The 26,895-nt window shown below is 57.5% G+C and carries 24 protein-coding genes; 10 read left to right on the top strand and 14 right to left on the bottom strand.

All coding sequences use genetic code 11. The features are described from left to right. Window positions 1-13: 13 nt before the first annotated feature. The 3 genes from OVA03_RS08940 (at window position 14) to OVA03_RS08930 (ending at window position 6,673) form a co-directional block, all read left to right on the top strand. Window positions 14-2,059: a glycoside hydrolase family 9 protein gene (locus OVA03_RS08940; protein ID WP_267523798.1), complete on the top strand. Its 2,046-nt coding sequence runs from the start codon at window positions 14-16 to the stop codon at window positions 2,057-2,059. 202 nt (window positions 2,060-2,261) lie between these two features. Beyond that, window positions 2,262-5,177 (top strand): TIM-barrel domain-containing protein, encoded by a 2,916-nt coding sequence (locus OVA03_RS08935; RefSeq protein ID WP_267523795.1) that lies wholly within the window; start codon window positions 2,262-2,264, stop codon window positions 5,175-5,177. 29 nt (window positions 5,178-5,206) lie between these two features. Continuing rightward, window positions 5,207-6,673 (top strand): GDSL-type esterase/lipase family protein, encoded by a 1,467-nt coding sequence (locus OVA03_RS08930; RefSeq protein WP_267523792.1) that lies wholly within the window; start codon window positions 5,207-5,209, stop codon window positions 6,671-6,673. A 3-nt stretch (window positions 6,674-6,676) separates the two neighbouring features. Here the strand turns inward: OVA03_RS08930 and OVA03_RS08925 are convergent, their stop codons facing one another. Continuing rightward, window positions 6,677-7,402, bottom strand: a complete 726-nt coding sequence (locus OVA03_RS08925) for a DUF6445 family protein (protein WP_267523790.1) — start codon at window positions 7,400-7,402, stop codon at window positions 6,677-6,679. A gap of 45 nt (window positions 7,403-7,447) precedes the next feature. Continuing rightward, a complete protein-coding gene (locus tag OVA03_RS08920) occupies window positions 7,448-8,452 on the bottom strand; it encodes a cupin-like domain-containing protein (protein WP_267523789.1) in 1,005 nt (334 codons plus the stop codon). A gap of 145 nt (window positions 8,453-8,597) precedes the next feature. Here OVA03_RS08920 and OVA03_RS08915 point away from each other — a divergent pair, with 145 nt between their 5' ends. Both OVA03_RS08915 and OVA03_RS08910 read left to right on the top strand, forming a co-directional pair. Then, window positions 8,598-10,085, top strand: a complete 1,488-nt coding sequence (locus OVA03_RS08915) for a tryptophan halogenase family protein (RefSeq protein ID WP_267523788.1) — start codon at window positions 8,598-8,600, stop codon at window positions 10,083-10,085. A 131-nt stretch (window positions 10,086-10,216) separates the two neighbouring features. Further along, window positions 10,217-12,076: a cation:proton antiporter gene (locus tag OVA03_RS08910; RefSeq protein ID WP_267523787.1), complete on the top strand. Its 1,860-nt coding sequence runs from the start codon at window positions 10,217-10,219 to the stop codon at window positions 12,074-12,076. A 121-nt stretch (window positions 12,077-12,197) separates the two neighbouring features. Here the strand turns inward: OVA03_RS08910 and OVA03_RS08905 are convergent, their stop codons facing one another. After that, complete coding sequence (locus tag OVA03_RS08905) at window positions 12,198-12,950, bottom strand: prephenate dehydrogenase/arogenate dehydrogenase family protein (RefSeq protein ID WP_267523785.1); 753 nt, start codon at window positions 12,948-12,950, stop codon at window positions 12,198-12,200. Window positions 12,951-13,263: 313 nt separating this feature from the next. Next, window positions 13,264-13,920, bottom strand: a complete 657-nt coding sequence (locus tag OVA03_RS08900; RefSeq protein ID WP_267523783.1) for a hypothetical protein — start codon at window positions 13,918-13,920, stop codon at window positions 13,264-13,266. Between the two features lie 314 nt (window positions 13,921-14,234). Between OVA03_RS08900 and OVA03_RS08895 the strand changes: the two genes are divergently transcribed. After that, window positions 14,235-15,008, top strand: a complete 774-nt coding sequence (locus tag OVA03_RS08895; protein ID WP_267523781.1) for an EF-hand domain-containing protein — start codon at window positions 14,235-14,237, stop codon at window positions 15,006-15,008. A gap of 96 nt (window positions 15,009-15,104) precedes the next feature. Here the strand turns inward: OVA03_RS08895 and OVA03_RS08890 are convergent, their stop codons facing one another. Next, entirely contained in the window at window positions 15,105-15,308 is a 204-nt protein-coding gene (locus OVA03_RS08890) for a hypothetical protein (RefSeq protein ID WP_267523779.1), read from the bottom strand. Window positions 15,309-15,517: 209 nt separating this feature from the next. On the opposite strand from OVA03_RS08890, the gene OVA03_RS08885 reads away from it, so the two are divergent. From OVA03_RS08885 to OVA03_RS08870, 4 genes are read left to right on the top strand one after another with little or no spacing between them, the layout of a single operon-like run. After that, a complete protein-coding gene (locus OVA03_RS08885) occupies window positions 15,518-15,949 on the top strand; it encodes a response regulator (protein WP_267523776.1) in 432 nt (143 codons plus the stop codon). 49 nt (window positions 15,950-15,998) lie between these two features. Next, on the top strand, window positions 15,999-16,553 hold the full coding sequence (locus OVA03_RS08880) for a lipocalin family protein (protein WP_267523774.1): 555 nt from the start codon (window positions 15,999-16,001) through the stop codon (window positions 16,551-16,553). Window positions 16,554-16,612: 59 nt separating this feature from the next. After that, window positions 16,613-17,533 (top strand): diacylglycerol/lipid kinase family protein, encoded by a 921-nt coding sequence (locus OVA03_RS08875; RefSeq protein WP_267523772.1) that lies wholly within the window; start codon window positions 16,613-16,615, stop codon window positions 17,531-17,533. Continuing rightward, window positions 17,530-18,300: a metallophosphoesterase family protein gene (locus OVA03_RS08870; RefSeq protein WP_267523770.1), complete on the top strand. Its 771-nt coding sequence runs from the start codon at window positions 17,530-17,532 to the stop codon at window positions 18,298-18,300. The genes OVA03_RS08875 and OVA03_RS08870 overlap by 4 nt, the downstream gene beginning before the upstream one ends. A gap of 9 nt (window positions 18,301-18,309) precedes the next feature. On the opposite strand, the gene OVA03_RS08865 is transcribed toward OVA03_RS08870, so the two are convergent. The 9 genes from OVA03_RS08865 to OVA03_RS08825 form a co-directional block, all read right to left on the bottom strand. Then, window positions 18,310-19,002, bottom strand: a complete 693-nt coding sequence (locus tag OVA03_RS08865; protein WP_267523768.1) for a peptidylprolyl isomerase — start codon at window positions 19,000-19,002, stop codon at window positions 18,310-18,312. Between the two features lie 124 nt (window positions 19,003-19,126). Next, the gene (locus OVA03_RS08860; RefSeq protein ID WP_267523766.1) at window positions 19,127-21,580 is read right to left on the bottom strand and encodes a PhoX family protein; all 2,454 of its coding nucleotides are present in this window, start codon (window positions 21,578-21,580) and stop codon (window positions 19,127-19,129) included. A gap of 118 nt (window positions 21,581-21,698) precedes the next feature. Then, on the bottom strand, window positions 21,699-21,869 hold the full coding sequence (locus tag OVA03_RS08855; RefSeq protein WP_267523764.1) for a hypothetical protein: 171 nt from the start codon (window positions 21,867-21,869) through the stop codon (window positions 21,699-21,701). 268 nt (window positions 21,870-22,137) lie between these two features. Next, entirely contained in the window at window positions 22,138-23,784 is a 1,647-nt protein-coding gene (gene groL / locus OVA03_RS08850; RefSeq protein ID WP_267523763.1) for a chaperonin GroEL, read from the bottom strand. A 53-nt stretch (window positions 23,785-23,837) separates the two neighbouring features. Then, a complete protein-coding gene (gene groES, locus OVA03_RS08845) occupies window positions 23,838-24,128 on the bottom strand; it encodes a co-chaperone GroES (protein WP_189485402.1) in 291 nt (96 codons plus the stop codon). A 156-nt stretch (window positions 24,129-24,284) separates the two neighbouring features. Continuing rightward, a complete protein-coding gene (locus OVA03_RS08840; protein WP_267523760.1) occupies window positions 24,285-25,121 on the bottom strand; it encodes an endonuclease/exonuclease/phosphatase family protein in 837 nt (278 codons plus the stop codon). A gap of 31 nt (window positions 25,122-25,152) precedes the next feature. Beyond that, window positions 25,153-26,109 carry a TraB/GumN family protein gene (locus OVA03_RS08835; RefSeq protein ID WP_267523758.1) on the bottom strand — a complete coding sequence of 319 codons (957 nt, stop codon included), beginning with the start codon at window positions 26,107-26,109 and terminating at the stop codon, window positions 25,153-25,155. A gap of 41 nt (window positions 26,110-26,150) precedes the next feature. After that, entirely contained in the window at window positions 26,151-26,384 is a 234-nt protein-coding gene (locus OVA03_RS08830) for a helix-turn-helix domain-containing protein (protein ID WP_189485404.1), read from the bottom strand. After that, window positions 26,384-26,893, bottom strand: a complete 510-nt coding sequence (locus OVA03_RS08825; protein WP_267523754.1) for a hypothetical protein — start codon at window positions 26,891-26,893, stop codon at window positions 26,384-26,386. Before OVA03_RS08825 ends, OVA03_RS08830 begins: the two co-directional genes overlap by 1 nt. Window positions 26,894-26,895 lie beyond the last annotated feature (2 nt).

Here is a 26,895-nt window from a genome sequence, read left to right as displayed (position 1 = left end):
CGGAAACCACAAAATGACAACACTATCCAACAGCAACCGCCGCAGATTTTTGCTGGCTGCCGGTGCCTCACTGGTGCCGCTCAGCCTGATCAGTTGTGGCGGTGGGGGCGGCGGTGGCGGCAGTTCCGGCGGCGGTTCTTCATCGTCATCTTCATCTTCATCGTCAATTGCGCCGGTCGTCCAGCCGACAACCATGACGAATGGCATCCCGATCGTCGTTGATCAGTTCGGTTATCTGCCGGGGCAAGCCAAGATTGCAGTCGTGCGTGACCCGCAGAGTGATAATCTGGGCACCACATCGCAGGGCGACCCGATTGTCAGCTTCGATGCGGCCGATTCCTTTGCACCCGGCACGGTCTATGACGTCGTGAACGCCGCGACCAATGCGGTTGTGTTTACGGGCGGGCTGACAGCGTGGAACGGCGGGGCGACCGACCCCAGCTCTGGCGACAAGGCCTGGCACTTTGACTTCAGCAGCGTGACGACACCGGGTGAGTATTTTATCCGCGACACCCAGCGCAATGTGAAGTCCTACACCTTCAAGATCGCGGCAGATGTTTACCTGCCCGTGCTTAAGGCGGCGGTGCGTACTTTCTACTATCAGCGCGCCGGTCAGGTAAAGCTGGCGACCCATGCCGGGGCCAACTGGGCGGATGGCGCATCGCATGTCGGGCCGGGTCAGGACCGAAACGCGCGCCTGTTTACGGCACAGGCTGATCCCTCGACCGAGCGCGATCTGTCGGGCGGCTGGTATGACGCCGGGGATGCGAACAAATATACCAGCTGGGCGGCGGGCTATGTGACGGCGCTGCTCTATGCCTATTTCGAAAATCCGACCGTCTGGGGCGATGATTACAACATCCCCGAATCCGGCAACGGCATCCCTGACATCATTGACGAAGCCAGGTGGGGCCTTGACTGGCTGAAAAAAATGCAGGACGGGGCCGGTGGTGACGCCGTCCTGTCTATCGTCGGCCTCGGCGGCGGCAGCCCGCCGTCTTCCATTACAACCCCCAGCTATTATGGTCCGGCCAGCACCTCCGCCACGCTCAGTACTGCCGGGGCTTTGGCGCTTGGGGCAAAAATTCTGGCGGGTTTTCCCGCGCTTTCCACCTATGCCGCAGATCTGCGCATCCGTGCCGAACGCGCCTGGACGTGGGCGGTGGCCAACCCCAATGTGCTGTTCCAGAACAATGATGCGGCCTACGGCTCTCAGGGGCTGGGGGCCGGACAGCAGGAAACCGATGATCGCGGGCGTCTGATGGCCAAGCTGCAGGCAGCGATCTATCTGTACGCTTTGACGGGCAGCAGCGTGTACCGCGATTTCGTCGATGCGAACTACGATGAGGCTAATCTGGTCCGATACGGCAACTATGTGACGGCCTATGAAACCGGGATGCAGGATGCCCTGCTCTACTATGCCAGCCTGCCGGGAGCCACGACTACGGTCGCTAATTCGATCCGAGCCCATTACGTCAACGGGGCCAATGGCGAATATGTGTGGGGCAAGATTACCACTAAGGCCGATCCGTACTACGCCTTTATCTTTGACTATATCTGGGGCAGCAATTCGGTCAAAGCCAATACGGGCCTGATATTCACCACACTGAACACCCACAATCTGGGTACCGCCCATACAGCGACGGAAAATCTGAATGCCGCCGCGCACTACATCCATTACCTGCACGGCGTGAACCCGCTGGGCCTGTGCTACCTGACCAATATGTCCAGTCTTGGGGCGGAAAAATCAGCCAACGAGATCTGGCACTTCTGGTTCTTTGATGGCACCCCGTGGGACAGCGCGGCTACCTCCGCTTACGGCCCGCCTCCCGGCTTCCTGCCCGGTGGTCCGAATAAGGGCCAGTGGAACTGGGGTGACCGTTGTCCTTCGATCAGTTCGCAGTGTGGCACCACGCGGCCATCTCCACCTTATGGCCAGCCGGGGCAAAAATCCTACAAGGACTTCAATACCGCCTGGCCGCTGAACTCATGGCCAATCACGGAAAACTCCAACGGCTATCAGGTGGCCTATATCCGCCTGTTGTCCCGGTTTGTTTAGAGCGTTCCCAGTGGCGGAAGGCTCTCGGCACAGCGTAAGGGCAGGATAGCGCAGGTCGAGTTTCTGGGCTATGATTCGGTGCCGTTTGAACTGGGTATGGACGGTCTGACGGTCAAATTACCAGACGTAAAACCGGCCTTCACGCCTGTGCTCAAAATCACCGGCCAAGGTATGGTCTGAACCGGAAAAAGGAAACGCTAAAATGAAACCAGCCATCCTGATGGGTTGTATATCAGCACTGGCTCTGATGTCGGGTGTAGCTCTGGCCGCAGCCCCATCGGGTCTGGATGCCAATGGTCATCTCATGGGTGTGGTGGCCCCCTCTGAGGCCGGGTTTACCTTCACGCGCCTCACGAATGGCGTGCAGGTAAGGTACGCAGGTGTCACCAAAAATATCATTTTCTACGGCCCCGAAGCGGTGCGGGTCAACGCCAACCTCGGCCAGAACTTCTGGACCGCGCCCAGCCTTGTCGTGATTGATAAGCCCGACCCGATTGCCTTCGACATCCGGGAAACAGCAACGGCCCTGACTATCGTATCCAAGAAACTAACGATTGTTGTCGATAAGCGCTCCGGGGCCCTGACGTTCACGGATGAGGCGGGCAAGGTCTATACTTCTGAGCGTGCGCGCCAGCCCGAAACCCTGAAGCCGGTCGAGATTTCCGGTGCGCCCACCTATGAGGTCAGCAACAGCTTCAACCTCAAGCCGGATGAAGGCATTTTCGGCTTTGGATTCGTCGGCGAGGGCGAACTCAATCGCCGGGGCAAGGAACTTCTTCTGGTCCAGACCAATACCGGGATCATCATCCCTGTGATGATGTCGTCAGAACGCTACGGCATCCTGTGGGACACCTATTCGGTTATGAAGTTCAGGGACGATGCGGACGGCGCGACCCTGTGGGCGGAAAGTGCGCCGGGGGGCGTCGATTATTACTTCATGGGCGGCGACAATATGGACGCGGTCGTGGCGGCCTATCGTGATCTGACGGGGCAAGCGCCCATGTACCCAAAGCAGGCGTTTGGCCTGTTTATGAGTAAGGAACGCTATCAGACTCAAAACCGCCTGCTTGAAGTGGCGCAGACCTTCCGCAAGGAGCAGTTTCCACTCGATTACATTGTGCAGGACTGGCAATACTGGGGCTCCGACAAGGACGGTACCTGGAGCGGCATGATCTGGGACAAGGATCGCTTTCCTGATCCGGAGGGCGTGATCCGCGATATTCACGACCTAAATATGAAGCTGATGATCTCGATCTGGCCGTCGGTGGGCAATGATACGCAACTGGCCAAAGAGCTTGATGCAAACGGTCTTCGTTTTGAACCGCTGCACTGGATATCGAAAAAGGCGCGCATCTATGACGCCTTCAGCCCTAAGGGCCGTGAAATCTATTTCAAACACATCAAGACGGGCCTGCTGGACAAGGGTGTGGATGCGCTCTGGATGGATGGCACCGAAGTGGAGGTCGGCACGGCCGTACACAATCCGGATGAGGTTGTCAGAGACATCAAAGGCCTGGGCACCAATGCCCTGGGTGATTTCACGCGCTACCTCAACCCCTACACGCTCCTGACGACCCAGGGCACCTATGACGGCCAGAGGGCGACCAGCAACAAGCGCGTCTTCACCCTGACGCGCTCGGCCTGGGCGGGTGCACAGCGCACCGGGGCCGCCTCATGGTCCGGCGACAACTCGGCAAGCTGGAAGACGCTGGCCGAACAGATAGATGGCGGTGTCAATGTCACCATCACCGGCAATCCCTACTGGACGCAGGATACCGGTGGCTTTTTCGTCAATGATTTTCAGGGCGGCGAGCAAAACCCGGCCTACCGTGAGCTTTTTGCGCGCTGGTTCCAGTACGCTGCGTTCAACCCGATCATGCGCGTCCACGGCACCAGCATCGAGCGCGAGCCGTACATCTTTAAGGATCTCGATCCGCAGATGTATCAATCGCTCATCGGCAGCGTCAATCTGCGTTACCGCCTGCTGCCCTATATCTACAGCCTGAACTGGAAGGTGACGGATGAGGGCTATACCCTGATGCGCGCCGTGCCGATGGACTTCCCCGACGACCGCGCGACCCATGCTATCAGCGACACCTTCATGTTTGGGCCGTCACTGCTGGTTCATCCGGTTACCCGCCCGATGTATCACTTTGGCGACCCGCCTGCCGAAACCATTCCGGCGGCCTATCTGCGCACAAACGGCGGGCAACCGGGTCTCGAAGGCCAGTATTTTGCCGGTGAGGCTTTCGATACGCCCAAAGGCAAGGTCATCGATACCCAGATCGATATGAACTGGCCGGGGCCGCCTCTGGCGGAACCGCCCGCGGGGCTTACCAGCCTCGATCACTTCTCGGCCCGATGGGAGGGGGTGATTATCGCCCCTGAGGACGGCGAGTACGAAATCGGGCTGGAAGGGGATGATGGCTTTCGTCTCTTCCTCGACGGGCAGACGGTTGTTGAGGACTGGAAGAATGGGCCCAAACGCTACAAAAGCGTGAAACGTGTGCTTAAAAAGGGGCAAAGCCTGCCGGTCAGGATAGACTACTATCAGGGTGAATATGATCGCGGTCTGCGGCTGGCCTGGCGCACGCCGACACAGTTGCGCGGTCTGGAAACCGCCGAAAAAACCCTGAACCTGAAGATGGAAACCTATCTGCCGAAGGGTAGTGACTGGTACGATTTCTACACCCATCAGCCGTTCACAGGCGGCCAGACCGTGGCCCGCGAAGCGCCTCTGGATATTATCCCGCTTTATGTCCGAGCCGGTTCAATCCTGCCGATGGGCCCGGTGCAGCAATATGCAACGCAAAAGCCCGAAGCCCCCTATGAAGTCCGCGTCTATCCCGGCGCTGATGCCGCCTTCACGATCTATGAAGACGACAACGAGACCTATGATTATGAAAAAGGTGAATATGCCACCTATCAACTGGTCTGGAATGATGCGGATCGCACGCTGACGATCGGCGCGCGCAAAGGGACATATCCGGGCCTTGTTCCGACGCGGATACTCAATATCGTCATCGCAGACCCCACCAATGCGAGCGGTGGCGCACCGGCGCAGGTAAGCCGCACCGTCAGCTATTCCGGCAAACCGGTAACGGTCAGGTTTAAATAGCACGGGACGGGATCGACAAGGTTATACGTATGCAAAGACGATGGGTACTCAAGGGGCTGGCCACAGCCGGTATGCTGACGGCGGCGACGCGGGTGCAGGCGGATGACCTCTATGGGTGGGGGCGTTTGTCCGAGGACTGGTGGGCGGCGCGGCATAAGGCGATTTTGGACTTGGTTGCCACAAAACCTGACCCAGAGGTGATCCTGATCGGGGACTCGCTTACCCAGAACTATGAAAAAGCCATTCTGCCGGATGAGAATTTCCAGCCGACCTGGCAGCGTTTCTATGGCCCGCGCAGGGCTTTAAATCTGGGCTACAGCGGCGACACGACCTCAAACGTGCTATGGCGGATTCAGAATGGTGAAATCGAAGGCCTCAACCCCAAGGTCGCCATCCTTCTGGTCGGGACGAACGACACCGACTATGCGGGTAGGGATGCCCAACAGACGGTGCGGGGTATTGACGCCGTCGTGGCCGAACTGGAGCGGCGCCTGCCGCAAAGCCATATCCTGTTGCTGGGGCTGTTGCCCAGTCAGGTCAGCGAGACGAAAACGGCGACGGACAGAGCGGTCAATGCCCATCTGGCGTCCAATTATGAGCTAAATCCCCGCGTCACCTATCTGGATATTGGCTCGGTTTTCATGAGACCTGACGGTAGCCTGAACACGGCAATATTCTATGATCCGCGCTTAAAACCGCCGCGCCGCCCCCTGCATCCTGATACCAAGGGGCAAGGCCTGATGGCGCAGGCGATTGAGCCGACGCTGGCCCGGCTTTTGGGGCGGGCGCCCGTTATGCCGCTTGAGGCTATGACGCAGGTCAATACGGCCCTGATCCCGGTGCCGCGACTGGAAATCGATTCCTATGACTGGTACGCGCGGCATCAGGCGGTAAAGGCGGCGGGGCGGAAAATGTCGCCTAAGGTGGTGATGATGGGCGACTCCATCACGCACTTCTGGGGCGGCACGCCGGTGGCGCAGCGGGCATCGGGGCAGGAAGCCTGGGACAGCTTGTTTGGCCAAACTTCTGTGTTGAATCTTGGTTTTGGCTGGGACCGGACTCAGAATGTCCTGTGGCGGCTGCGTCAGGGAGAGTTTGACGGCCTGACGCCGGACTGGGTGGTGCTCAATATCGGCACCAATAACCTGACCGGGTCTGCCAATGCGCGGGCCAGCACCCCGGCCGAGGTGGCCGAAGGTGTCGGTGCCATAGTCGCGGATATCCGGACAAGATCACCGAAGACCCGTATCATCGTCATGGGCATTTTTCCGCGCGGCTTTTCTGCGGACGATTCCCTGCGGCCCTTGATCCGCGATAGCAACCGCCTGATCAAGGCGCGCCTGAACGGGCTGTCTCATGTGACCTTGCTCGATATCGGTGGCCAGTATCTACATGAGGATGGTCAGCTCCGGCGCGATCTGATGCCCGACTCGGTCCACCCCAATAATGCCGGGTATGAGGTATGGGCGCGTGCGCTGTCTGGCGTTCTGTCCTGACAGCTAGCCAATATTCACAAACAGATTGGCGGTCAGGCGGCCCGTTCGCGGATCGTCGGGCAAGGTATCGACGCCCGCCATTTTCGCGCTGTGCAACTGACCGGCGCGGTAAAGAATAAGGCGGTTGGCGACCGGTTCGATATAGGCAATCTCTTCGTAAAGCGCCTGTAGCTTGCTGTGGGGGCTGCCCTTGTACGCCTCCAGTTCAGCATTGCGTTGCTGGTAACTGGCCTGACTTTTGGCCGGGGAGACCACTTCGAGGCCGGTGGCCTTATGGCGGTAAAACGCAGTGCCGCCGTAATCGTGGGCACTCAGGAAATGCACGCTCGCATAGGCATTGGGCTGGGTGGCGTCGGCATGTGGGATCACCTGATCCGGCATCAGATCAGCCGTAAGTACGGTCGCCAGCCCATAAAATCCGAATGACGTAGGGCGCGGCCCCGCCACATAGCCGAACACGCTTTCCAGAGGTCTGCGCAGGGCGGCAAGAATATTCGGCATATAGCTAGCGGGCAGGGGGGCAACCCGCCCCGGATAGCGTGATGTGGATGGCGGCGGGCCAAAGGTCGTGTGCTCAGCGGCAAACGCAACCATGGCTTCAACATTGATCAGCGCCTGATCAACAATAAAGACGGGCTGTTGCTCATGGCCGATTTTTTTAATCTCTACCCTGGCGTTGGGGTTGAGAGCCACACCGGGAATATCGACGGCGCGTGAAGCGTGCATCATAGGGCGTTTCCGTTTTTGTTTGTTTTAGGTTTATGCTTTTGGCTTTTACGCCAAACTCTTGCTCAACCCTTTCAGGATCGCCGCGCGCTGTTGCGGCGTCAGTTCGCCCAGTAAGCCACGCAGGGTTTCGGGCAGGTGATCGGCGACGGGATCAGACTGATGGAAGATGAAGTGGTCGAACATCGCCTTCCACGCACGGTTCTGGGCGGGCGGCAGGTCGCGCACGGTCACAATGGCGCTCATCAGCGCCAGCATCGGCTGAGGCGTTTGGGGATTTTGCAGAACCGCCGGATTCCACCAGTAATTGATCTGCATGTTGAAGGCCGCATCTGACATGACCTGATGCCACCACATATAGGGTAAGAACAAAACATCACCGGGCTTAAGCTCGGCCATCTGACCCGCCGCCAAAGCTTCGCGTAGCCGGGGGAAGCGCTCGAAATCGGGCTTGTCTATATCGGCCATTGAAGCCGGTACGCCTGAGACCGTATGCTCCAGCGGGCCGATGTAGAGGTTTTTCGTTTGCTCCGGCGGGAACAGGATAAAGCGCTTGGTTCCGGCCACCATGCAGACCAGATTGTCGTTCAGATCAAAGTGCGTCGGGGTGATCGACTGATTGCCGATCCAGACACGCGGGGCCGCATCTACGTCCGGCAGGCGGTTGGCTTTGGACAGCTCAGGAAAATGAAGGCCCAGCGGTGCTGATTGAATATAAACCCTCTCGTCGGCAGCACCTCTCGCCAGTAGCCGCATGCGCTCAAGCACGGCCCCCATGGGCATGGCACCGCGCTGAAAGTTGAAGCCGCGACCGCTTTCGTCATAAAAGTAACGCCCGTCGCCACCCGTTGCCTGCCGAAAGACCTCAGCCGGTTTGCCCGCATCGAAGCCTTTAAGATAGTCGATCAGAGCGTCAACAGAAGACTGGCGAACCAGAGGCCAGTCGGCCACCGCACCTCTGAAAATCACCGGGGCGTCCCGTCCGGCAACTGCCGCAGCGATCTGGTCGCTTCGCATATCATTGCGGTCTTCAATCGGCGTAAATGGGGTCATGAATAGGGCTCTTACGTCCTGCCTGTGGGTGTCTGGATTTCACGAATATGCGAATCGCTGTGGCCGCCGGAAAGGGCTCATCAGTATAACTTGACGTGCCGAAACACAGTAACGTATGCGTGTGGAAAAGGGGGAGACAATCTTTATGCAGCCGGTCAAAAATGTCATCGTCGTCGGAGGCGGCACCGCGGGCTGGATGGCCGCAGCGGGTCTGTCGGCAAGTTTCGCCTCCAATAGTGTTGCTGTGACCGTGGTGGAGTCCTCGGAAATCGGCACGGTGGGGGTTGGCGAGGCGACGATTCCACCGATCCGTCAGCTTAATCTGATGCTGGGTCTGGATGAGGATGAGGTGGTGCGCAAAACCAACGCCACCTACAAACTGGGTATCGAATTTGTCAACTGGGGCGCATTGGGCGACCGCTATTTCCATCCCTTTGGCGATATCGGCCATGATCTGGGCGGTGTGCCGTTTCACCATCACTGGCTGCGCACGCGGGAGGGGGCGTTTTCGGACTATGCGCTGACCACGCTTGCGGCCTATGCCGGGAAGTTCGGCAGGCCCCAGGACTATCCGGGAAATGTCCTGTCCAAGATGTCCTATGCGCTACATTTTGATGCTGCACTTTATGCCGGTGTCCTGCGCGAAGTATCGCTCAAAAAAGGGGTGACGCACATCGATGCCCGGATTTCGGGCGTGAACCTCAATAGCGAGACCGGGTTTGTGGACAGCATGCAACTGTCAGATGGCCGAACCCTTACGGCAGATCTGTTTATTGATTGCTCAGGCTTTCGGGGTCTGCTGATCGAAGAGGCCCTCAAGACCGGTTATGTCGACTGGTCGCACTGGCTGCCGATGAACCGCGCCATAGCGGTGCCGAGTGCTGTCACAGGCCCGGCCCCGCCCTATACGCGTGCCACAGCCGGACGCGCGGGCTGGCAGTGGTGCATCCCGCTGCAGCACCGTGTCGGCAATGGCCATGTCTATTGCAGCGATTTTATCAGCGACGATGAGGCCGAAGCCGACCTGCGGGCCAATCTGGACGGGCCAGCGATCGCCAGCCCCAGACCGCTGCGTTTCACCACGGGTCGGCGGCGCCTGACCTGGAACAAGAATGTGGTCGCTCTGGGTCTGGCCTCAGGCTTTGTTGAGCCTTTGGAATCTACCAGTATTCATCTGGTTCAGCGGGGTGTGGCCATCCTCACGTCGCTGTTTCCGGCGCGCGGGATCGTTCAGGCCGAGGTCGATCTTTATAACAAGCGCATGACGGCGGAATATGAGAATGTCCGCGACTTCGTGATCGCGCACTATAAGCAAACCCAACGCGACGACACGCCGTTCTGGCGTCAGGTGCGCGAGATGCCGGTGCCGGACAGTCTGGCCAACCGAATGGCTGTGTTTGCCAATATGGGCCGTCTGGTTATTGACTCCCATGAACTGTTTAAAACAGAAAGCTGGAGCGCGGTCCTGCTGGGGCAAGGGCTGTGGCCCGCAGGCTATGACCCGCAAGCCGACAAGATACCCCTCATTGATGCGCGAAATGCCCTGCGCAAGATCAAGGGCCTCATTCAGTCCGGGGTGGACACCTTACCCGGTCACGATGAATTCCTTAGCGGGCGGCGGGCGCAATTGTGACCGGTTTGTCATGGCTTTTCTGCGGATTGATGCAATTTTTCCCGCTATTTTAAGTACTTTGGTCCGATAGGGTCTTTCCTTTTGGCGGCAGGGATGTGATTTTCAGGGCCAGATAATAAAGGCAAGCGCCTATGGCCTCAGACATCCTCGCCCAGACCGTACAGACAGCACCCGCCATGCATCATGCCGCTGAAATGAGTGGCCAATATGCCGTGGGGATTGTGTTTCTGACGGCGGCGGCGGTGTTTGTGCCGCTGTTCAATCGCTTTAAAATTTCGCCGGTTCTGGGCTTCCTGATGGTCGGCGTCATTCTGGGGCCGGACGGGCTGGGGCGGCTGGCCGACATGTGGCCGGTGCTGGCCAAGTTTACGGTTACCCAATCCGAAGACATACATAATCTGGCGGAACTGGGCGTGGTGTTCCTGCTGTTTGCCATTGGGCTGGAGCTGACGTGGGAACGCCTTAAGGCCATGCGGCGGATGGTGTTCGGCCTTGGGATGCTGCAGATCATCCTGTGTACGCTGGTGCTGTTTGGGCTGTTCCTGATGATGAAGCGCCCGCCGGAAAGTGCGATCGCGCTGGCCATGGCGCTGGCCTTGTCATCGACGGCCATGGTCATGCCGGTGCTGGCGGAACTGAAAAAGCTCAACACCGCCACCGGCCGCAGCGTGTTTTCGGTTCTGCTGGCGCAGGATCTGGCGGTGGCCCCGATCCTGATTACGGTCATTGTGCTGGCGGGCGGCGAAGGCGGGCCGACCGGGGTGCAGGGGGTTCTGGCCATCATCCCATCGATTGTGGTTATGGCGCTGCTGGTGCTGGGCGGACGTATGCTGCTGCGGCCATTGTTTAAATCGGCGGCGCTGACCAAGAGCCCGGAAATCTTCATGGCGGCCTGTCTGCTGGTGGTGCTGATGTCAGGGCAGGCGGCGGTCATGGCCGGTTTGTCCATGGCTATGGGCGCGTTTGTGGGCGGGCTGCTGCTGGCCGAGACCGAATACCGGCGCGAAATTGAACTGATGATCGAGCCGTTCAAGGGGCTGCTGCTGGGGCTATTTTTCGTTACCGTCGGGGCGCGGCTCGATATCGATGCGGTCCTCGCCTCGCCGGTGCTGGTTCTGGCGCTGGCGGGTGGCCTGATCGCGCTTAAGGCGGTGGTGGTCTATCCGCTGGCGCGGCTTTACGGCCTGCCGCGCGCTGCGGCGCTGGAAGTGGCAGCCCTGCTGGGGCCGGCAGGGGAGTTTGCGTTTGTTATTATCGATGAGGGCATGGGCCGCAACCTGATCGATCCGCAAATAGGTCAGGCGATCATTCTGGCGGCGATCATTAGCCTGTTCTTGCTGCCGGTAATCGGCTCTACCGTGACCCGGTTTACCAAACGCCTCAGCCCGCAAAAGGAAGCCGAACCGTCGGCAGCGCCCGACATTATCACCGAAGTCCCCAATGAGGTTCTGGTGGTCGGCTATGGCCGTGTCGGGGAACTGGTGGTCGATATGCTGGGGCGACACAATATCAGCTTCACGATCGTCGATGTGAACCCAAGGGTGACCTCACGGGCGCGGTCGCAACATCTTGAAACCTGGTATGGCGATGCGTCCAATGTCGAGTTTCTGGCGCGGCTGGGGCTTGAGCACCGCAAAGCGGTGGTTGTGACGGTATCGAACGCCGCCTTTACCGATAATGTCGTTAAGGCCGTGCGGTCATTGCGCGACGATATCTGCCTGATCGCGCGGGCCAGAGACGCCCATCATGCCGAGCGCCTGTATGAATTGGGTGTGACCGATGCCGTGCCGGAAACGATCGAAGCGTCTCTGCAACTGGCGGAAAATACGCTGGTTGATCTTGGGGTGCCGATGGGGCTGGTGCTGGCCTCGATCCACGATAAGCGCGATGAGTTCCGGGCGCGGTTGGCGGCCCATGCGCCGGAAGGGCGCGGGGCGCGTCTGCTGCGTTCAACCAAACGCGAGCCTAAGCCCACGGAAAAGGTGGTTTAGGAGAATAGTCATACTCCCCCAGTTTACTGGGGGAGGTGGCGGCGAAGCCGACGGAGGGGGGCTTTGGCATTAGCGGGCTGTGGAAAAGTGCCCTCCCCAATAAATTGGGGAGGTATAAAAACTACTTATGCCCGTTTTCCAGTCGGGTGCGCAAACTGTCGATCTCGTGGAAAAAGCGCTTGCGGATTTCGGCGGCGAACGGGTTGTCGCGCTCAATCGACATAAACAGCTCATCACTGTCGCCGGAGACCAGACCGACGCCTTGCATCAGTAAGTCATAGGAACGCGTGGTGTGTTCGGTCGGTAGCGGACCCATGCCGTTGAGCACCTTGGCGATCAGGTGAGTCAGGCCCTGCACGGCGGCCAGGGCGCGGTCATGGACTTCGGGGGTGGTCACTGACACCTTGAGGTCGAGGGTTTTCTCAAGAAACTTTACAATCGGCGGCAGATGGCGCACGCGCACCGGGCAGACGACGATTTCCATATTATGGATGCCGTAGCGCGCCGACTGCGGCCCGAACAGCGGGTGGGTACACAGGACGCATACCGATTTGGGCAGGGCGTCGGTCAGCCACTGGGCCGGGTTGACCTTGACCGAGCCGACATCGATGACCAGCGCATTGAGCGGCACATGGGGGGCGATCTGCTCCGCCAGCGCTTTCAGCGTGCGGATAGGCGTCGCCAGAATAACGATCCTATTGGCGGCGGCTTCCTCTAACGAGACCAGCTCGACATTGTGGCGTTTGGCATAGGCTTTGGCTTCGGGCGAGGGGTCATAGGCCCGTATGTCAAAGTAAGGCGACAGATGGCGCACAATCAGGCGGCCAAATGCGCCGAGACCAAACAAACCGAGTTTATGAACTTTTTTAGGCACGCAACGCCGCCGTATATAGTTGAGGAGGGTCGCCTTGGTAACACATCGCCAAAGTTGAGGCGAGGTGAAAGGGTCGTAAATCTTACGAAAGCGTAAGCTTTTATACGAAACGAGCGGGGTTGCATAAAAACTTATACCAAACGCCGGTATTAAATTGCAAAAAGCAGCCTTAAATCTGGCTCTTGCGTGCAAAAAAGCGCCCTAATTTGACGCCTCTGCTTGTTTGTTGCAAGCGCAACAATGTAATTTGTGGCAAATACTGTCTGGCGGCAAGTCGTATCATTTAATACTACTTGCCGCCGAAATAGATGGGTTACTGGCGGCGTTTTTTGCCCTTGCCATCGCGGGGGGCTTCAAGGGCCTGCTGCATCGGCGTCTTGGATAGGGTGTCGAGGGTGAGGACACCGTCGACGTCCTTATCCAGCAGACGGAAGCGTGCCAGAGAGGCGGACTCCCATTCGGCGGCAGTGATCTTGAAGTCGAAATTAGCGTCGGCGCCGCGCACGGGCTGCGGCTCATTGATCAGGCTGAACTGGGCGGCCCCGGTAATCTGGCGCTGATAGGGCTGGTTGGTCAGGGGCTTGCCTTCGGCGTCGGTCGTCCTACCTTTGGGCGGTTGGGTGATCATCGGGACGTGTGAGAGGATTTCAGGTGCCAGTTCTTCCTCATATCGCGTGTTTTCCGGTGAGGAGATCGCACCATTTTCGTCCTTATCGATAACGGCGAAATAGCGTTTGGCGTCGGCCACGTACTCTGCTCGTGTCAGTTTGCCATCACCGTCAGCATCGGCCTTTTTGAACCAGTCGGCGACCGGATAGGGGGCCGGGGTTTTGGCGCGAAAAACTTCACCCGACGGGCTGAAGAAAATCTGGTTGATTACCGGGCGATCAGGGCCACCTTCGGGTGGCATTTGCGCGACTGCGGGGGCCGTCAGCGCCAGCAAAGGCAGGAGGAGGAAAAAGCGGGTCATGGGTTATTCCGTTATCAGTAAACGTATCAAACTAAGCTGACCTGTGCGGGGATTTCATGGTGATTTGATGTCCGTAAGGAAATAATAAGAGCGGGGACGAAAAATGTGCAGGCCGGACAATTCTGCCGGATAATAACGACAGGTTTTTATGTATTCGCTGAAATAAACAGGTGCTTATTGCCTGTATATTGATGGGTATGGCCATGATTTTGTGTAGTTATTGAAATGATTGTTAATTCAACGGGTTGTTAAGTAAGTGCTGGCCTTTTTTAGGTGTTTTGGCAATTGGGCTGAAACTCTAAAAGGAGGTACATATGCAGATCGGTAGTTCGACATCTGCCTATTCCAGCACCGCCCTGTCGCAGATGCATTCAAAACTGTTCAGCAGTATTGATGCCGACGGGGACGGCAAGATGACCCTGGCAGAACTGGAATCTTCGCAGGCCACCAGCAAATCAGGCAAGGCGCAATCGTCTTCGGCGAGCGCTTCGGCAACGTCTTCTGCGGCTGAACGATTCTCGGTCATGGATACTGACGGTGACGGTTCGGTCACCGAAGACGAAGGTCTGGCGTTTTTCACCAGTTCTATGTCGTCGGATACCATGGGCGGCATGTTGCAGGCCCAAGAAGCTGGTCAACAAGAAGGGACACGTCCATCCGGCCCGCCGCCCTCCGGTGGTGGCGGTCAGGCGCCCCAAACTTTTGATGAGCTGGACACCAATCAGGACGGCACAGTTAGTCTTGATGAAATGCTGGCCTCATCAGAATCTGAGGACAGTGCCGACACATCCATGATCGAGGAACTGTTCAGTCATATGGATGCCGACGGCGATGGTTCGGTGACTGAGGACGAAAAAACGGCCTTTGATGAGACTATGAAGGCTAATGGTCCGCCGAAGGGGCCGCCGCCCCAAATGACGTCTGAGGTCACATCCGCGACATCGACCGAAGCGGCTGTGAGCGATGCGACCGTTAGTGATGAAACGGCGTCTAAAATCGCCAACCTGACGGCCCAGTGGATGACCTCAATCTATCAGGCTCTGTCGGAAGGCACTAAGCAGACCTCGACCACGTCGGTGGCGGCATAAAAGCGCATGCCAAAAAGTGTGTAGCGGTTTTTGGACTCAATGCGCGTCTATAAAGCGAAAACGAGCCAGAACGGCTCGTTTTTTTTTTGCGAGAAACTAATCCTCAAGCCTTTGCCATTCGCGGCGGATATTAGCCCACGCGTAATCCAACAATAGATAGTAAACCACCGTCATGACGTAGCGGATCGTGTCCACGGCCCAAAAATACTGAGCCGTCATGGCAAGACACAGGGTCGCAACCATGACCCAGGCGGCGATCATCAGCTTTTTGGGCATATAAAGGCGGGACAAAAACGACATAGGCCAGACCGTGATTTCAATTAACACGCATACAGCTTATCAAAACGTCATTGCCGGGACGTTAAAACTTATAAGCGGCGCACAAAAATGTCAGTAAGATGAAATTTCGGCCAAAGTCGGGCTACCCTACTGATTTTTTATGGGCAGGCGTCTAAGTGATCCCGTGTCGCTGTGGCAGGGACACGACAGATAAGGCTTTGGTTAGATTGATGAACGTAAGTTTAGCGGATGATGCGGCATGGCCCGAAGGCATAGTTGAGAACGGCCTGCGGGTTCTGGTGGTCGATGATAATCGTCAGTCGGCGATGACGCTGAAATGGGCGATCGAAGGCTGGGGCGATGAAGTTGTGGCCTGCTATGACGGCCCGACCGCCCTTCAGATCGCGCGTGAGTTCAGGCCCGATGTGATCCTGCTCGATATCGGTATGCCGGGCATGGATGGCATTGCGGTCTGCCAGGGCTTACGCGCCGCACCTGAAACCCGCAGCGTGAAAATTATAGCCCAGACCGGCTGGGGCGATGACGCCATGCGCCGTAAAACCGCTGAAGCGGGCTTCGATCTGCATCTCGTTAAGCCGGTCAATTTCGATGTCCTGGGCGATATGCTGGCCTTGCTGCGTATGTTGCCAAAATCGGCCTGAATGTGAACCGATCCGGTCATCCCAACGAATAAGCATCAGGAGAATAATCATGCGCAAAGCTATGAGTGTAATCATGCCCGCTGTATTGTTGGGCACGGCGATGCTGGTCAGCGGCTGTTCGACCCTGTCGCGTGGGCCAGTGGGGAATACGGCGGTGCCGCAGCCGGCTAAGGCTGTCGATATCGCCCGTTATCAGGGACTGTGGTACGAAATTGCCCGCTATGAAAACGGCTTTGAAAAGGGCTGCGAAGCGGTCACGGCGCATTATGGCCCCTTACCGGATGGCAAGATTGAGGTGGTCAACACCTGCCACAAAGGCGCAGTCGACGGCCCTGCCTCCACCGCTAAGGGCAAGGCTAAGGTCGTAGATGGCAGCCAGAATGCCAAACTTAAGGTGTCGTTCTTTGGCCCGTTCTATGGTGATTACTGGGTTCTGGATCGGGCCGAGGATTACAGTTGGGCGATCGTCGGTGAGCCGTCCGGGCGGTATTTATGGATATTAAGCCGCACCGCCAATCTGTCTGAGGACGAACGCACGACCCTCATAAAGCGGGCGGGTGAACTGGGCTATGACACTGCGCTGATCCGTCCGGTTAAGCACTAAGCTTATTGAATTTTTGCATATGGGTGGGCCACTGTACCCTTTGTTAATAGAGGGGCGTCATGGCTGATATCGGCTACAACATACTCATCAATAACCGCTCCGGCACGGTACTCAATATGGGCCAGCCGGCGATTGAAAGTGCGATCGAGGCCAGTGGCATTGCCGTAAACGAGCTGTGTTTCTGTGAGCCCGAAGACATGGCTGAGACTTTGGCGCGGATGGCCAAATCCGATGCGCCTCTGCTGATCGGCGGAGGTGACGGCACTATCCGCGAAACGGCCTCAGCCTTGGTGGGTAATAAAAAGGCCTTTGGCGTTTTGCCGTTCGGCACCATGAACCTGATGGCCAAGGATTTGAACCTCAATTCGTTGCAGGCGGCGCTATCGGCCTACGGCGAAGGTCATGAAATTCAGGATGTTGATGCCGGTTTTGTCAATGGCGAGATTTTCCTATGCTGCGCCAGTATCGGCACCATGCCGCAGGCGTCGGTGTTTCGCGAAGAAAACCGCACGCGCTATAATATTCTGCTAATCCCGCGTCTGTTCCTGTTTGTGGTCGATCACCTGGATAAGAACAAACGCCAGCGTATCAGACTTCAGATCGACGGGGCGCGCTTTAAATTTCGGGCCGCGGCGGTGGTGATTTCCAATAACCGCTTTGCCGAGACAACAAGCTGGACCGAAAGCAATTTTAAGCGCCAGTCTTTACAAGGGGGCGAGCTGGCCATCTATGCCTCAACGACCAAATCGCGTCTGTCACATTTTCGGTTTTTGTTGCGCCTGATGATCGGCAACTGGATGAAAGACCCTGACCTGTCAGAGCAGATCGGTAAGCGCATGACGCTCAATACCCACCGCAAAAAGGAACTGGTGTCGATTGACGGCGAGGTCGCCGAACTGATGACGCCGCTTGTGTTCACGATTAAGCCGCGCCATATCCAGATGCTGGTCCCGCAGCCCAAGGATGCGGAGGCAGCATGAAGATAGCCCATATTTCCGACCTGCATTTCGGGGCCCACGAAGATGAGGTGCGCGATGCTTTGCTGGCCCATCTGAACGGGGCGGAGCTTGATCTGGTGATTGCCAGCGGCGATATCACCCAGTCGGCGACGGTCGATGAGTTCGAGCAAGCGCAAGCCTTCTTCTCGCGCCTGACCTGCCCGTTGTTATGCATCCCCGGTAACCACGACCTGCCCGGTATGGACCTTGAGCGTTTCATCAGCCCGTTTGGCCGCTATAAGCGCTTTATTGCTCAGGAACTGAATCCGCAGTTTCAGTCGGAACTGGTGCAGGTCAAGGGCATCAATTCGGCCCGCATGATCCTGCCGCACTGGAACTGGGCCAATGGCTCAATCAGCCGCCCCCAGTGCCGTGACATCAAGCGCACCTTTGCGGCCTCAACTGCGCCGTGGCGGGTGGTCACGGTTCATCATCCGGCCATGAACTCCAAGGACTTTCCACTTGATGTCAGCCTGTTCAACGTGCGGCGGTTCTTATCGGCGGTCGATGAGGCTAAGGTCGATGTCGTGCTGGCTGGTCATCAGCACCATGCCTATATCGAGCCGCGCGTCATGGACGGGCATACGACCTTGTTTCTCAATGCCTCGACCGGCATGTCGCACCGCATCCGCCGGCAGCCTCACGGCTTTAATATCTTGAACTTTGCGCCCACCAGCGTGCGTATCGACATGCTCAGATATGACAGAGGGCAATTCACGATCTTTGAAGCCATGAGTCATAGTAAGTAGGTTTATCACCTAATCCGGCGTGGTTACCGGCGCAGGCGGCTTTGATCCGTCAATACGTTTGGCCGACAGGATGGTGACCGGCTCGGCCAGCATTTGCCCGTCCCAGCCGCTTTCGAATTTTTCTTTGGTGATCTTGCCGTTCAGGATTTTTTTGACCACATCCATGCCCTTGGTGACCTTGCCGAACGCGGCGAAACCGTCCGGGTCGTCCTTGCCGGCATCCATATAGGTCATGTCGCCAACCGAGATGGTAAAACCGTTTGAGGCTGTGCCGACATCATAACGGGCCATGGAAATCGTACCGTCCGTGTGGGTCAGGCCGGTCATTTTAGTCGATTCATGGGCAATGGGCGGGAACTTATGGCCGTTGGCGGTGGCCTGCACAAAGCCGCCCTTATAGGACTTCATAGCCCGCCAGAAATTAGCGCCTTCGAACTTACCGGAATCGACGTAGCGCAGGAAATTAGCGACCGTGATCGGAGCCTTTTTGCCGTAAAGCTCAATGACGATTTCGCCCTTGGAGGTTTCAAGCGCCACGGTCGTGATATCGGGTAAAACCGGCGGAGGGGGCGGTGGTGGCGGAGTCGGCATGACCGCCGGTTTCTTGGGCTCCGGCTTTTTCGGGGCTTCCGGCGGCTGAAAACAGGCGCTTAAACCCGCGCCCACAAACCCCAGTGCGCCTAACAAAAAATGACGTCTCATGCCGTTTTTACTCCGTAATTTAGGGGAGTATCAAAATTCCTTGACGGCTTGGCAAGCCACTAACCAACAAAAAAAGAGCGGGCCATATGACCCGCTCTTTCCAGACGAATTTAAGACTTCGCGCTTACAGAGCGACCACGCCGCCGTCATTTTTGGTGATGACGATTGTGGCTGAGCGCGGACGACCTGCCGCCGTGCCGGACTGGCTGTAAGGCCAGTTGGACGACGGAGCCGATGCCGAGCCACCTTCACCCGGATGCTGGATGTTAACAAACAGGGTGCGACCGTCCGGCGTCGAGTCAATGCCGGTGATCTCACATTCCTTTGGCCCGACCAGGAAGCGGCGAAGCTGCATGCCCGGTGCCTTACCGACAAAGGTGGCCTGCGTGGCCGTAGCCCCACCCGAGCCGGTGTTGGTGATGGTGCGCGCAGCACCATCGCCGACCGTACCTGGCATGGCCGCCAGCATCATGCAGTTCGTCACGTCCGTATAAGCACCGTCGTCGGTTTGAATCCACAGCAGCGGATTGACCAGACCGGCGGCATTGCTGGGGCGTGAGAACCACAGACCATCAGGGCTGGAGAAATCGTTGGTGGCATCAAGGCCGGAGATGTTGATGTTGGTGGCATCCAGATCAGCCCCAGCCCCGAACAGGTAGATATCCCACTGGAAGGCGGTTGATTCCGGGTTATTGGCGGCTTCCTTGAGACGGATGATATGACCGTTCGGGTTGCCGAAGTTGTTCGAAGCACCGACCGGATCATTGTAGTGACGCGGGTTGGCGGCGTTGGTGCCGGCCAGAGGACGGTTCGAGGCATTGTTGTTGGTCAGGGTCAGGTAAACCTCGCCATTGGCGGGGTTGACGGCGGCCCATTCCGGACGGTCCATCTTGGTCGCACCCAGCACGTCGGCGGCCAGACGGGTATTGATCAGCACATCGGCCTGATTGGCGAAGGCGTAGGTCGGATTGGCGGCGGTCAGAACACCGGTGCCAAAGACCAGCGGCAACCAAGCGCCCTGACCCGTGGCATCGAAGCGGGCGACATAGAGCGTGCCGTTATCGAGGTATTTGTCACCGACGGCCAGACGATCGCTGGCGTTGGCATCCGCCGCATCCCAAGGGGTTGCCGACACGAACTTATAGAAATATTCGCCGCGCGAGTCGTCGCCCATATAGAAGACCGGCTTACGACCGGCGACGAAGTTGGCAGGCCAGGCCCCTTCATGGCCCATGCGGCCAAGCGCGGTGCGCTTACGCGGGGTTGAATTGGCATTATACGGATCGATTTCGACCACCCAACCGTACTGATTGGCCTCAAAGCGGTAATCGCCGGTGCCATCAGCCGCCTTGGTGGTGTCGACCGTGACATTCCACTTTGAGAAATTGGCCTGATCGGCGGCATTGGCGGCGGTGACCGTGGCCCAGTTATTGGCCCCGGCAGCGCCTTGTGTCACGCCATAACGGTTAAGCGATGTCACTTGTTTGGCGCTGCGGTTGGCGTTGTCACCGGCGGCGCGGCGGAAGTAACCGGCCCAGTTTTCTTCGCAGGTCAGATAGGTGCCCCAGGCATTGACGCCGTTAGCGCAGTTGTTGATCGTGCCGCGACCGGCGGTGCCGTTCGTCGAATAGACGGTCTTGATTTGATCGTCGCCGCGCACCGGTCCGTTGAACACCATCGGCGTCAGCGGCGTAATACGGCGGTTGAGCGCACCACCCTGAACATAGTTCCAGGCACCGGTAGAGGCGCGGGTCACTTCGACCACGGCGACGCCGTGACATTCGATTTCCTTGATGGCCTCGGATTCCAGACGTGTGGCCCCGGCGGTAACGCCGTTCACGTGCAGGTACGGTGCGGTGATGTTTTCATGGTTCATGACCAAAAGCCCGCGGGTCGAGCTATTGACATCGCGCGCCGTACCCGTGGCCGCCAGGCCGAAATAGGCCATGCCGTCGTGGTGGTCGCCAGCGCGCCCGGCAAAGTTGGTGTCGGAACCATCATTGGCATAGGCCGCAACGCCTGCCAGGATTGGGTCGCCCAGACGGTAAAGTACCGAAACCGTATAGCCTTCGGGTACCGTGACGATGTCGTTTTTGTTCTTGGCCACGGCGGTGAAGCCCAGCACCGCGGGGCTGACCGTTACGGTCGCGTTGGCCGAAGATGGAAAGCCCGCTGTGTTCTTAGCCGTAAAGCTGAACACCAGCGGAGTGGCTGCCGAAACGCTGGGGGCCATGAAGGTGGCGGTGGCGGTATCAGCACCAGATAGCGTAACCGCCGGACCAGACACTTGCGTCCAGGATACGCTGGACGAACCTGACGCCGTACCGGTCAGGGTAACCATGCGGCCAGAGGTGGTGGCGCCTGCGCCGCCCGCCGATACTACGGCCAGCGGTGCCTTGTCGTCGTCATCGCTGCCGCAGGCGCTCAGGCCGAACAGGGCGGCGACTGAGGCCATACCGCCCAGAATCTGGCGGCGGGAATTACGCTGTTCGATAACATCGCTCAGGCTTGGGTTGTTCGATGTATTTAACTGAAAATCGCCGTCATCATGACGACCGGTAAGTTTGATATCGGACACAGCGCCCTCCAAAAAGTGTGTGGAGGGTAATTAATGACCTTGTTGTGTGTAGGTCTTTTACCAGGTCTGTATTTGTTTTGTGACAGATGGGTTCAAGGTCGCGGTCTGATCACCCCATTTACTGGAAGCGGGAAAATTGAGGATGATCGACCGCAGCAGCGTCAATGGCGGGCTGCAATTCCGCTTTCGCAAGAGACAGGTCGAGATCGGAATGTTTGTCCATAGTAAATATACGCTCACAATAAGTATAAAGCGTATCTACATCAATCTTTGAAAAATCAAAGGTCATAACTGTCATTCCTTATTCAAATAACGTATCAATTATGACTAAATTAAAATAAGGTTTCTATGCAAAATTGCATTATTATTTAACTCAACAATTCCGAATATATTTTCAAGCATCGCCATTAAATACATAAAAAAGAGCGGGCCTTTCGACCCGCTCTTTCCAATTAACATGTGAGCATTTTTGCAGGGCTTGGCCCGAAAAAATGATCTCGATAATGAGCCGGGGAAAAGTACACTGAGCGTTAGCGAAGGACTTTTCCCCGAATGGATTAGAAATCCATACCACCCATGCCGCCCATGCCGCCGCCGCCCATTTGAGGCGCTGCCGATTCCTTCTTAGGGGACTCGACCACAGCCGCTTCGGTGGTGATCAGCAGGCCCGACACGGACGCCGCGTCTTGCAGAGCTGTACGCACAACCTTGGCCGGGTCGATCACGCCGTCAGCGACGAGGTCGACATACTGCTCGGTCTGAGCGTTGAAGCCAAAGGTCGGCGAAGCATTGTCCAGAACCTTACCCACAACGATCGAGCCTTCGACGCCGGCATTTTCCACGATCTGACGGATCGGGGCCTGCAGGGCGCGACGGACGATGTTGATGCCGGCGGTTTGGTCATCATTGTCACCCTTAAGGTCGGTCAGGGCCAGCGATGCCTTCAGCAGCGCCGTACCACCACCGGGGACGATACCTTCGTCAACGGCGGCGCGGGTCGCGTTCAGGGCGTCATCGACGCGGTCCTTCTTTTCCTTAACTTCGACTTCGGTCGAACCACCGACGCGGATCACGGCAACACCACCGGCGAGCTTCGCCAGACGCTCTTGCAGCTTTTCCTTGTCGTAGTCAGAGGTGGTTTCTTCGATCTGGGTCTTGATCTGAGCGACGCGGCCTTCGATCTCGGACTTTTCACCGGCGCCATCAACGATGGTGGTGTTGTCCTTGGTGATCGTGACCTTCTTGGCGCGGCCGAGCATGTCGAGCGTGACCGACTCAAGCTTGATACCAATGTCTTCGCTGATTACTTGACCGGCGGTTAGGATTGCGATGTCTTCCAGCATGGCCTTGCGGCGATCGCCGAAGCCAGGGGCCTTAACGGCTGCTACGCGCAGGCCGCCACGCAGACGGTTGACCACCAGGGTCGCCAAGGCTTCGCCTTCAACGTCTTCGGCAACGATCAGCAAAGGCTTGCCCGATTGGACAACGGCTTCGAGAACCGGCAGGATCGGCTGCAGCGACGAGATCTTTTTGTCGAAGATCAGGATGTAAGGGTCTTCGAGGACCGCTTCCATCTTGTCAGGGTTGGTGATGAAGTACGGCGACAGGTAGCCGCGGTCGAATTGCATGCCTTCAACGACATCCAGTTCGGTTTCAGCGGTCTTGGCTTCTTCTACGGTGATGACGCCTTCGTTGCCGACTTTTTCCATCGCCTTAGCGATCATTTCGCCGACTTCTTTGTCGCCGTTAGCCGAAATGGTGCCGACCTGAGCGATTTCAGCGTTGGTCGTGACCTTCTTCGACGACGCCTTGATCTGGGCGACGGCGATGATGACGGCCTTGTCGATGCCGCGCTTTAAGTCCATCGGGTTACGGCCCGAAGCGACGGATTTCAGGCCTTCGACGGCAATGGCCTGGGCCAAAACGGTCGCGGTCGTGGTGCCGTCACCGGCCTTGTCGTTGGTCTTGGACGCGACTTCGCGGATCAACTGAGCGCCGAGGTTCTCGAAACGGTCAGCCAGTTCGATTTCCTTGGCGACCGAAACGCCGTCCTTGGTCGAACGTGGGGCGCCGAAGGATTTTTCGAGGATGACGTTACGACCCTTGGGGCCCAGCGTTACCTTCACAGCGTTGGCGAGGATGTTGACGCCGCGCAAAATCTTATCGCGCGCGTCGGAAGCAAATAATACGTCTTTAGCAGCCATTTTAGTGTTCCTAGGTTGGTTGCGTTATTGGAATTTCAGGCGGAGCGCTAAAACTAGCGGTTCACGATACCCAAGATGTCGGATTCTTTCAGGATCAGCAGGTCTTCGCCGTCGATCTTGACTTCGGTGCCGCCCCACTTACCGAACAGGACGCGGTCGCCAGCCTTGACTTCCAGAGCGACGATGTCGCCCTTGTCGTTACGGGCACCGGGGCCGACCGAGACGACTTCGCCTTCTTGCGGCTTTTCTTTAGCGGTATCGGGGATGATGATCCCACCCTTGGTCTTGGCTTCTTCTTCTACTCTTTTGACCACAACGCGGTCGCCCAGCGGACGAAAGCTCATGAGATGTCTCCGATTCAATATGGAAAGGTTGTTAGCACTCGACACATGTGAGTGCTAACGCACCCTTGAGTTAGTGTCGCGCCGGAAAAGAGTCAAGGACGGGCTATAAGAAATTTTTGTGAGTTTCCGCCATTCCGCCGGAGATGTGTTGAAAACTCACGGTAAAAGGACTTCGGTCATCAGCGGAAAGTGATCGGATATGACCTTGCCTTCAAAACTGTCGGTCAGGGTGCCAAAGCGGGTGACCCGAAGTCTGCGATCAATAAATATGTGATCTATGGCCTCGCCATCGGTGCGGCGGATATCAAAGCCATTGTAGGTGCCTTTCGGGCCAAAGACGATCGGGCTGACACTGCGGGCATCGCGTAAGGGGCCTGCGTTCAATATCCTGTAGGGCGCGCTTTTGGGGCCGGTATTGAAATCGCCCATGATAATAAGAAAGGCATCGGGGGCAGGCGCTAAGGCCATAATCTGGCGGGCGCAGTTTTCGCGGGCCTGCGCGCCTTTGTGATCAAAGTGGGCATTGCGGATATCGAGCACCTGACCACTGACCCGGTCGCGCAGGATCAGACGGGTAAAGGTGCGCGGCAGGTCGGCATCGGCGTCCTTTGACGGACGATCCGGTGTTTTTGAACACCACAGGGTCTGGGCTGACAGGCGCTCAAAGCGGTCGCGGCGATAAAAGATCGTGGTGGTTTCGCCCGCTTCGGCTCCGTCATCCCGTCCGACGCCGTAATGCGCGTAGCCGCTAAGGTTTTGGGTCAGATAGCCGACCATAGGGATCAGGGCTTCCTGCACGCCGAAAATATCAGGATCGTTGAAGGCGATCTGAGCCGCCATGTGCGGTCGGCGCTCCGTCCAGGGCGGCACATCGTCGGGATTATCGTAGCGGATATTGTAGCTCATCAGTAAGAGCGGTGTTTCCGCGTGGGCGCTGTTGACCAGAGATGTGGCCCAGATCATGACGAAACAGGTAAGTAAAAGCGCTTTCATGCTGTTGATCTACACGCGCTATGTATCGGTTTTATAATGCGGGTTCGGTAATTTCCAGACCCTGCGTTTTCAGTTTCTGCAACGCGCCGCCCTGCGACAGGAGCGCGCTGAGCGGCAGGACGATGACTGATTTCCCCCGCGTCTCCAGCGCTTTAGTGATCGATCCCACGGTCTGGTCAATCGTGCGCCCCAGCATGGCCGAGGTTGAGGGCGCGCCTTCAAGGCAGGCCAAAAGGGCTGAGTCCGGTGACAGTTTTTGCACGGTTTTCAGATCGCCGTGCCCCCAGGCTTCCGTCGCCGCGCGGGCATTTTTTGTGGAAAATTCGATCTCATCCAGCGTGGCGCGCACGCACGACATTTCCTGTGTCTTGGAGAACTGACCGACGCGCGAGATGATCTTGGCCGCACTATAAGAACCGGTCGGTCGGGTTTTGAGCCGGTCTTCCTTGGCGAACCGTTTCAGGGTTTTCTCAGGATCAAGCGTGGCGATCTGCGCCTTTTCGTAGATGTCCGCGCGCAGGGCTGCCGCCGCCCACAGGGGCGAAGCCTTCTTATACTTATCGCGATCAAGACCATAAGCGTCCGCCAGAGCATAGAACCGTTGTGAAATGTCGCTGGGCAGAACCTCATCCAGCTTTTTACCAAGCGGCAGACGTTTGTTCATCTGCAGTTTGGTCAGGCCGATCAATCCGACCTCGGCTTCGGGGGCGGTCAGCAGGACGTTGGACTGTTTCAGCACCCGGCGGATGCGCGCGTCGTCCCATGGGATGCGCTTCACCATGACCGGCATGGCGCCCAGGATATAAACCTCGGAGTCGCCTTTTTTGACCCGCCAGATCGCTGGTCCCGGCAGGTTGGCGGTGACCGTGACTTCGGTTATCCATTCGGCGCCGTCCTGAGCAAATTCGGGCGCTGATACGGTTTCCTGCGCCGGGGCAGTAAGCGGTAGCGCCATAAGGGCGGCGGTGATGAGCAGGGCTTTGGTCATGGCTACAATATAGTCTCCAAAACCGTGACCGGAATAGGGCGTCACTCTATGCCAGTGGTTAAATCACTTTCACGGGCATCATATTCCAGTATGTCGCCGGGCTGACATCCCAGCAGCAGGCAAATCTTCGACAGGGTATCAAACCGCATACCCTTGACCTTACCTGTGCGTAGCAAGGACATCTGAGTTTCCGATATGCCGACCTGCGCGGCCAGATCTTTTGCGCGCATCTTTCGGCGCGCCAGCATGACATCAAGAGTTACGCGGACAGGCATCAGACAAAATTACTCAGTTCAGAGGTAAGTTTTTCACGTTTGACCTGCATCAGGCGGATGCGCTCCGCCAGACAATAAAGGATAAGGCCGATCAACAGGGCAATGGTCGCGTGGAAAAAATCGATGGAAAGGCCCTGCCGCGGGGCGATGTCGTTGCCGTAGATATTTTGCCGAATCCACAGACTTGATCTCACAAAAAGCGCTATTGATCCGGCCCCAAGGCACAGTCCGCTGCGTTTCAACCCCTTGATTAGTATGGGTTCCAGCACTGTGTCAGGCTTTACCCGCGCAATCATGTCCGCCCCGAACCAGATCGCCAGCGCATAAAACACAAACGGCAATACCGGCAGCCCACCTTGCAGCACCGCGAACCCCAGCCGGTAAGGATCGCCTTCCATCATACTCCATAACTTTGGCAACTGAACCACTATGACGATGGCAAATACCGTCAGCGGTAAACCCACCATCAGCTTTAGCGGCCAGTAAGTAAAATTGGATAGTTTTTTCATCG

The sequence above is a fragment of the Asticcacaulis sp. SL142 genome, assembly GCF_026625745.1.
GTDB lineage: Bacteria > Pseudomonadota > Alphaproteobacteria > Caulobacterales > Caulobacteraceae > Asticcacaulis.
This window is presented reverse-complemented; position numbering and strand designations above follow the sequence as displayed.

Excerpts from the sequence above, each read along its gene's own strand:
- OVA03_RS08910 (WP_267523787.1), top strand. The coding sequence starts at position 10,217 with ATGGCCTCAGACATCCTCGCCCAGACCGTACAGACAGCACCCGCCATG.
- OVA03_RS08865 (WP_267523768.1), bottom strand. The coding sequence starts at position 19,002 with ATGAGACGTCATTTTTTGTTAGGCGCACTGGGGTTTGTGGGCGCGGGT.
- OVA03_RS08835 (WP_267523758.1), bottom strand. The coding sequence starts at position 26,109 with ATGACCAAAGCCCTGCTCATCACCGCCGCCCTTATGGCGCTACCGCTT.
- OVA03_RS08920 (WP_267523789.1), bottom strand. The coding sequence starts at position 8,452 with ATGACCCCATTTACGCCGATTGAAGACCGCAATGATATGCGAAGCGAC.
- OVA03_RS08900 (WP_267523783.1), bottom strand. The coding sequence starts at position 13,920 with ATGACCCGCTTTTTCCTCCTCCTGCCTTTGCTGGCGCTGACGGCCCCC.
- OVA03_RS08940 (WP_267523798.1), top strand. The coding sequence starts at position 14 with ATGACAACACTATCCAACAGCAACCGCCGCAGATTTTTGCTGGCTGCC.
- OVA03_RS08825 (WP_267523754.1), bottom strand. The coding sequence starts at position 26,893 with ATGAAAAAACTATCCAATTTTACTTACTGGCCGCTAAAGCTGATGGTG.
- OVA03_RS08930 (WP_267523792.1), top strand. The coding sequence starts at position 5,207 with ATGCAAAGACGATGGGTACTCAAGGGGCTGGCCACAGCCGGTATGCTG.
- OVA03_RS08880 (WP_267523774.1), top strand. The coding sequence starts at position 15,999 with ATGCGCAAAGCTATGAGTGTAATCATGCCCGCTGTATTGTTGGGCACG.
- OVA03_RS08855 (WP_267523764.1), bottom strand. The coding sequence starts at position 21,869 with ATGACCTTTGATTTTTCAAAGATTGATGTAGATACGCTTTATACTTAT.
- OVA03_RS08915 (WP_267523788.1), top strand. The coding sequence starts at position 8,598 with ATGCAGCCGGTCAAAAATGTCATCGTCGTCGGAGGCGGCACCGCGGGC.
- OVA03_RS08875 (WP_267523772.1), top strand. The coding sequence starts at position 16,613 with ATGGCTGATATCGGCTACAACATACTCATCAATAACCGCTCCGGCACG.
- groL (WP_267523763.1), bottom strand. The coding sequence starts at position 23,784 with ATGGCTGCTAAAGACGTATTATTTGCTTCCGACGCGCGCGATAAGATT.
- OVA03_RS08830 (WP_189485404.1), bottom strand. The coding sequence starts at position 26,384 with ATGCCTGTCCGCGTAACTCTTGATGTCATGCTGGCGCGCCGAAAGATG.
- groES (WP_189485402.1), bottom strand. The coding sequence starts at position 24,128 with ATGAGCTTTCGTCCGCTGGGCGACCGCGTTGTGGTCAAAAGAGTAGAA.
- OVA03_RS08935 (WP_267523795.1), top strand. The coding sequence starts at position 2,262 with ATGAAACCAGCCATCCTGATGGGTTGTATATCAGCACTGGCTCTGATG.
- OVA03_RS08890 (WP_267523779.1), bottom strand. The coding sequence starts at position 15,308 with ATGTCGTTTTTGTCCCGCCTTTATATGCCCAAAAAGCTGATGATCGCC.
- OVA03_RS08925 (WP_267523790.1), bottom strand. The coding sequence starts at position 7,402 with ATGATGCACGCTTCACGCGCCGTCGATATTCCCGGTGTGGCTCTCAAC.
- OVA03_RS08895 (WP_267523781.1), top strand. The coding sequence starts at position 14,235 with ATGCAGATCGGTAGTTCGACATCTGCCTATTCCAGCACCGCCCTGTCG.
- OVA03_RS08885 (WP_267523776.1), top strand. The coding sequence starts at position 15,518 with ATGAACGTAAGTTTAGCGGATGATGCGGCATGGCCCGAAGGCATAGTT.
- OVA03_RS08840 (WP_267523760.1), bottom strand. The coding sequence starts at position 25,121 with ATGAAAGCGCTTTTACTTACCTGTTTCGTCATGATCTGGGCCACATCT.
- OVA03_RS08870 (WP_267523770.1), top strand. The coding sequence starts at position 17,530 with ATGAAGATAGCCCATATTTCCGACCTGCATTTCGGGGCCCACGAAGAT.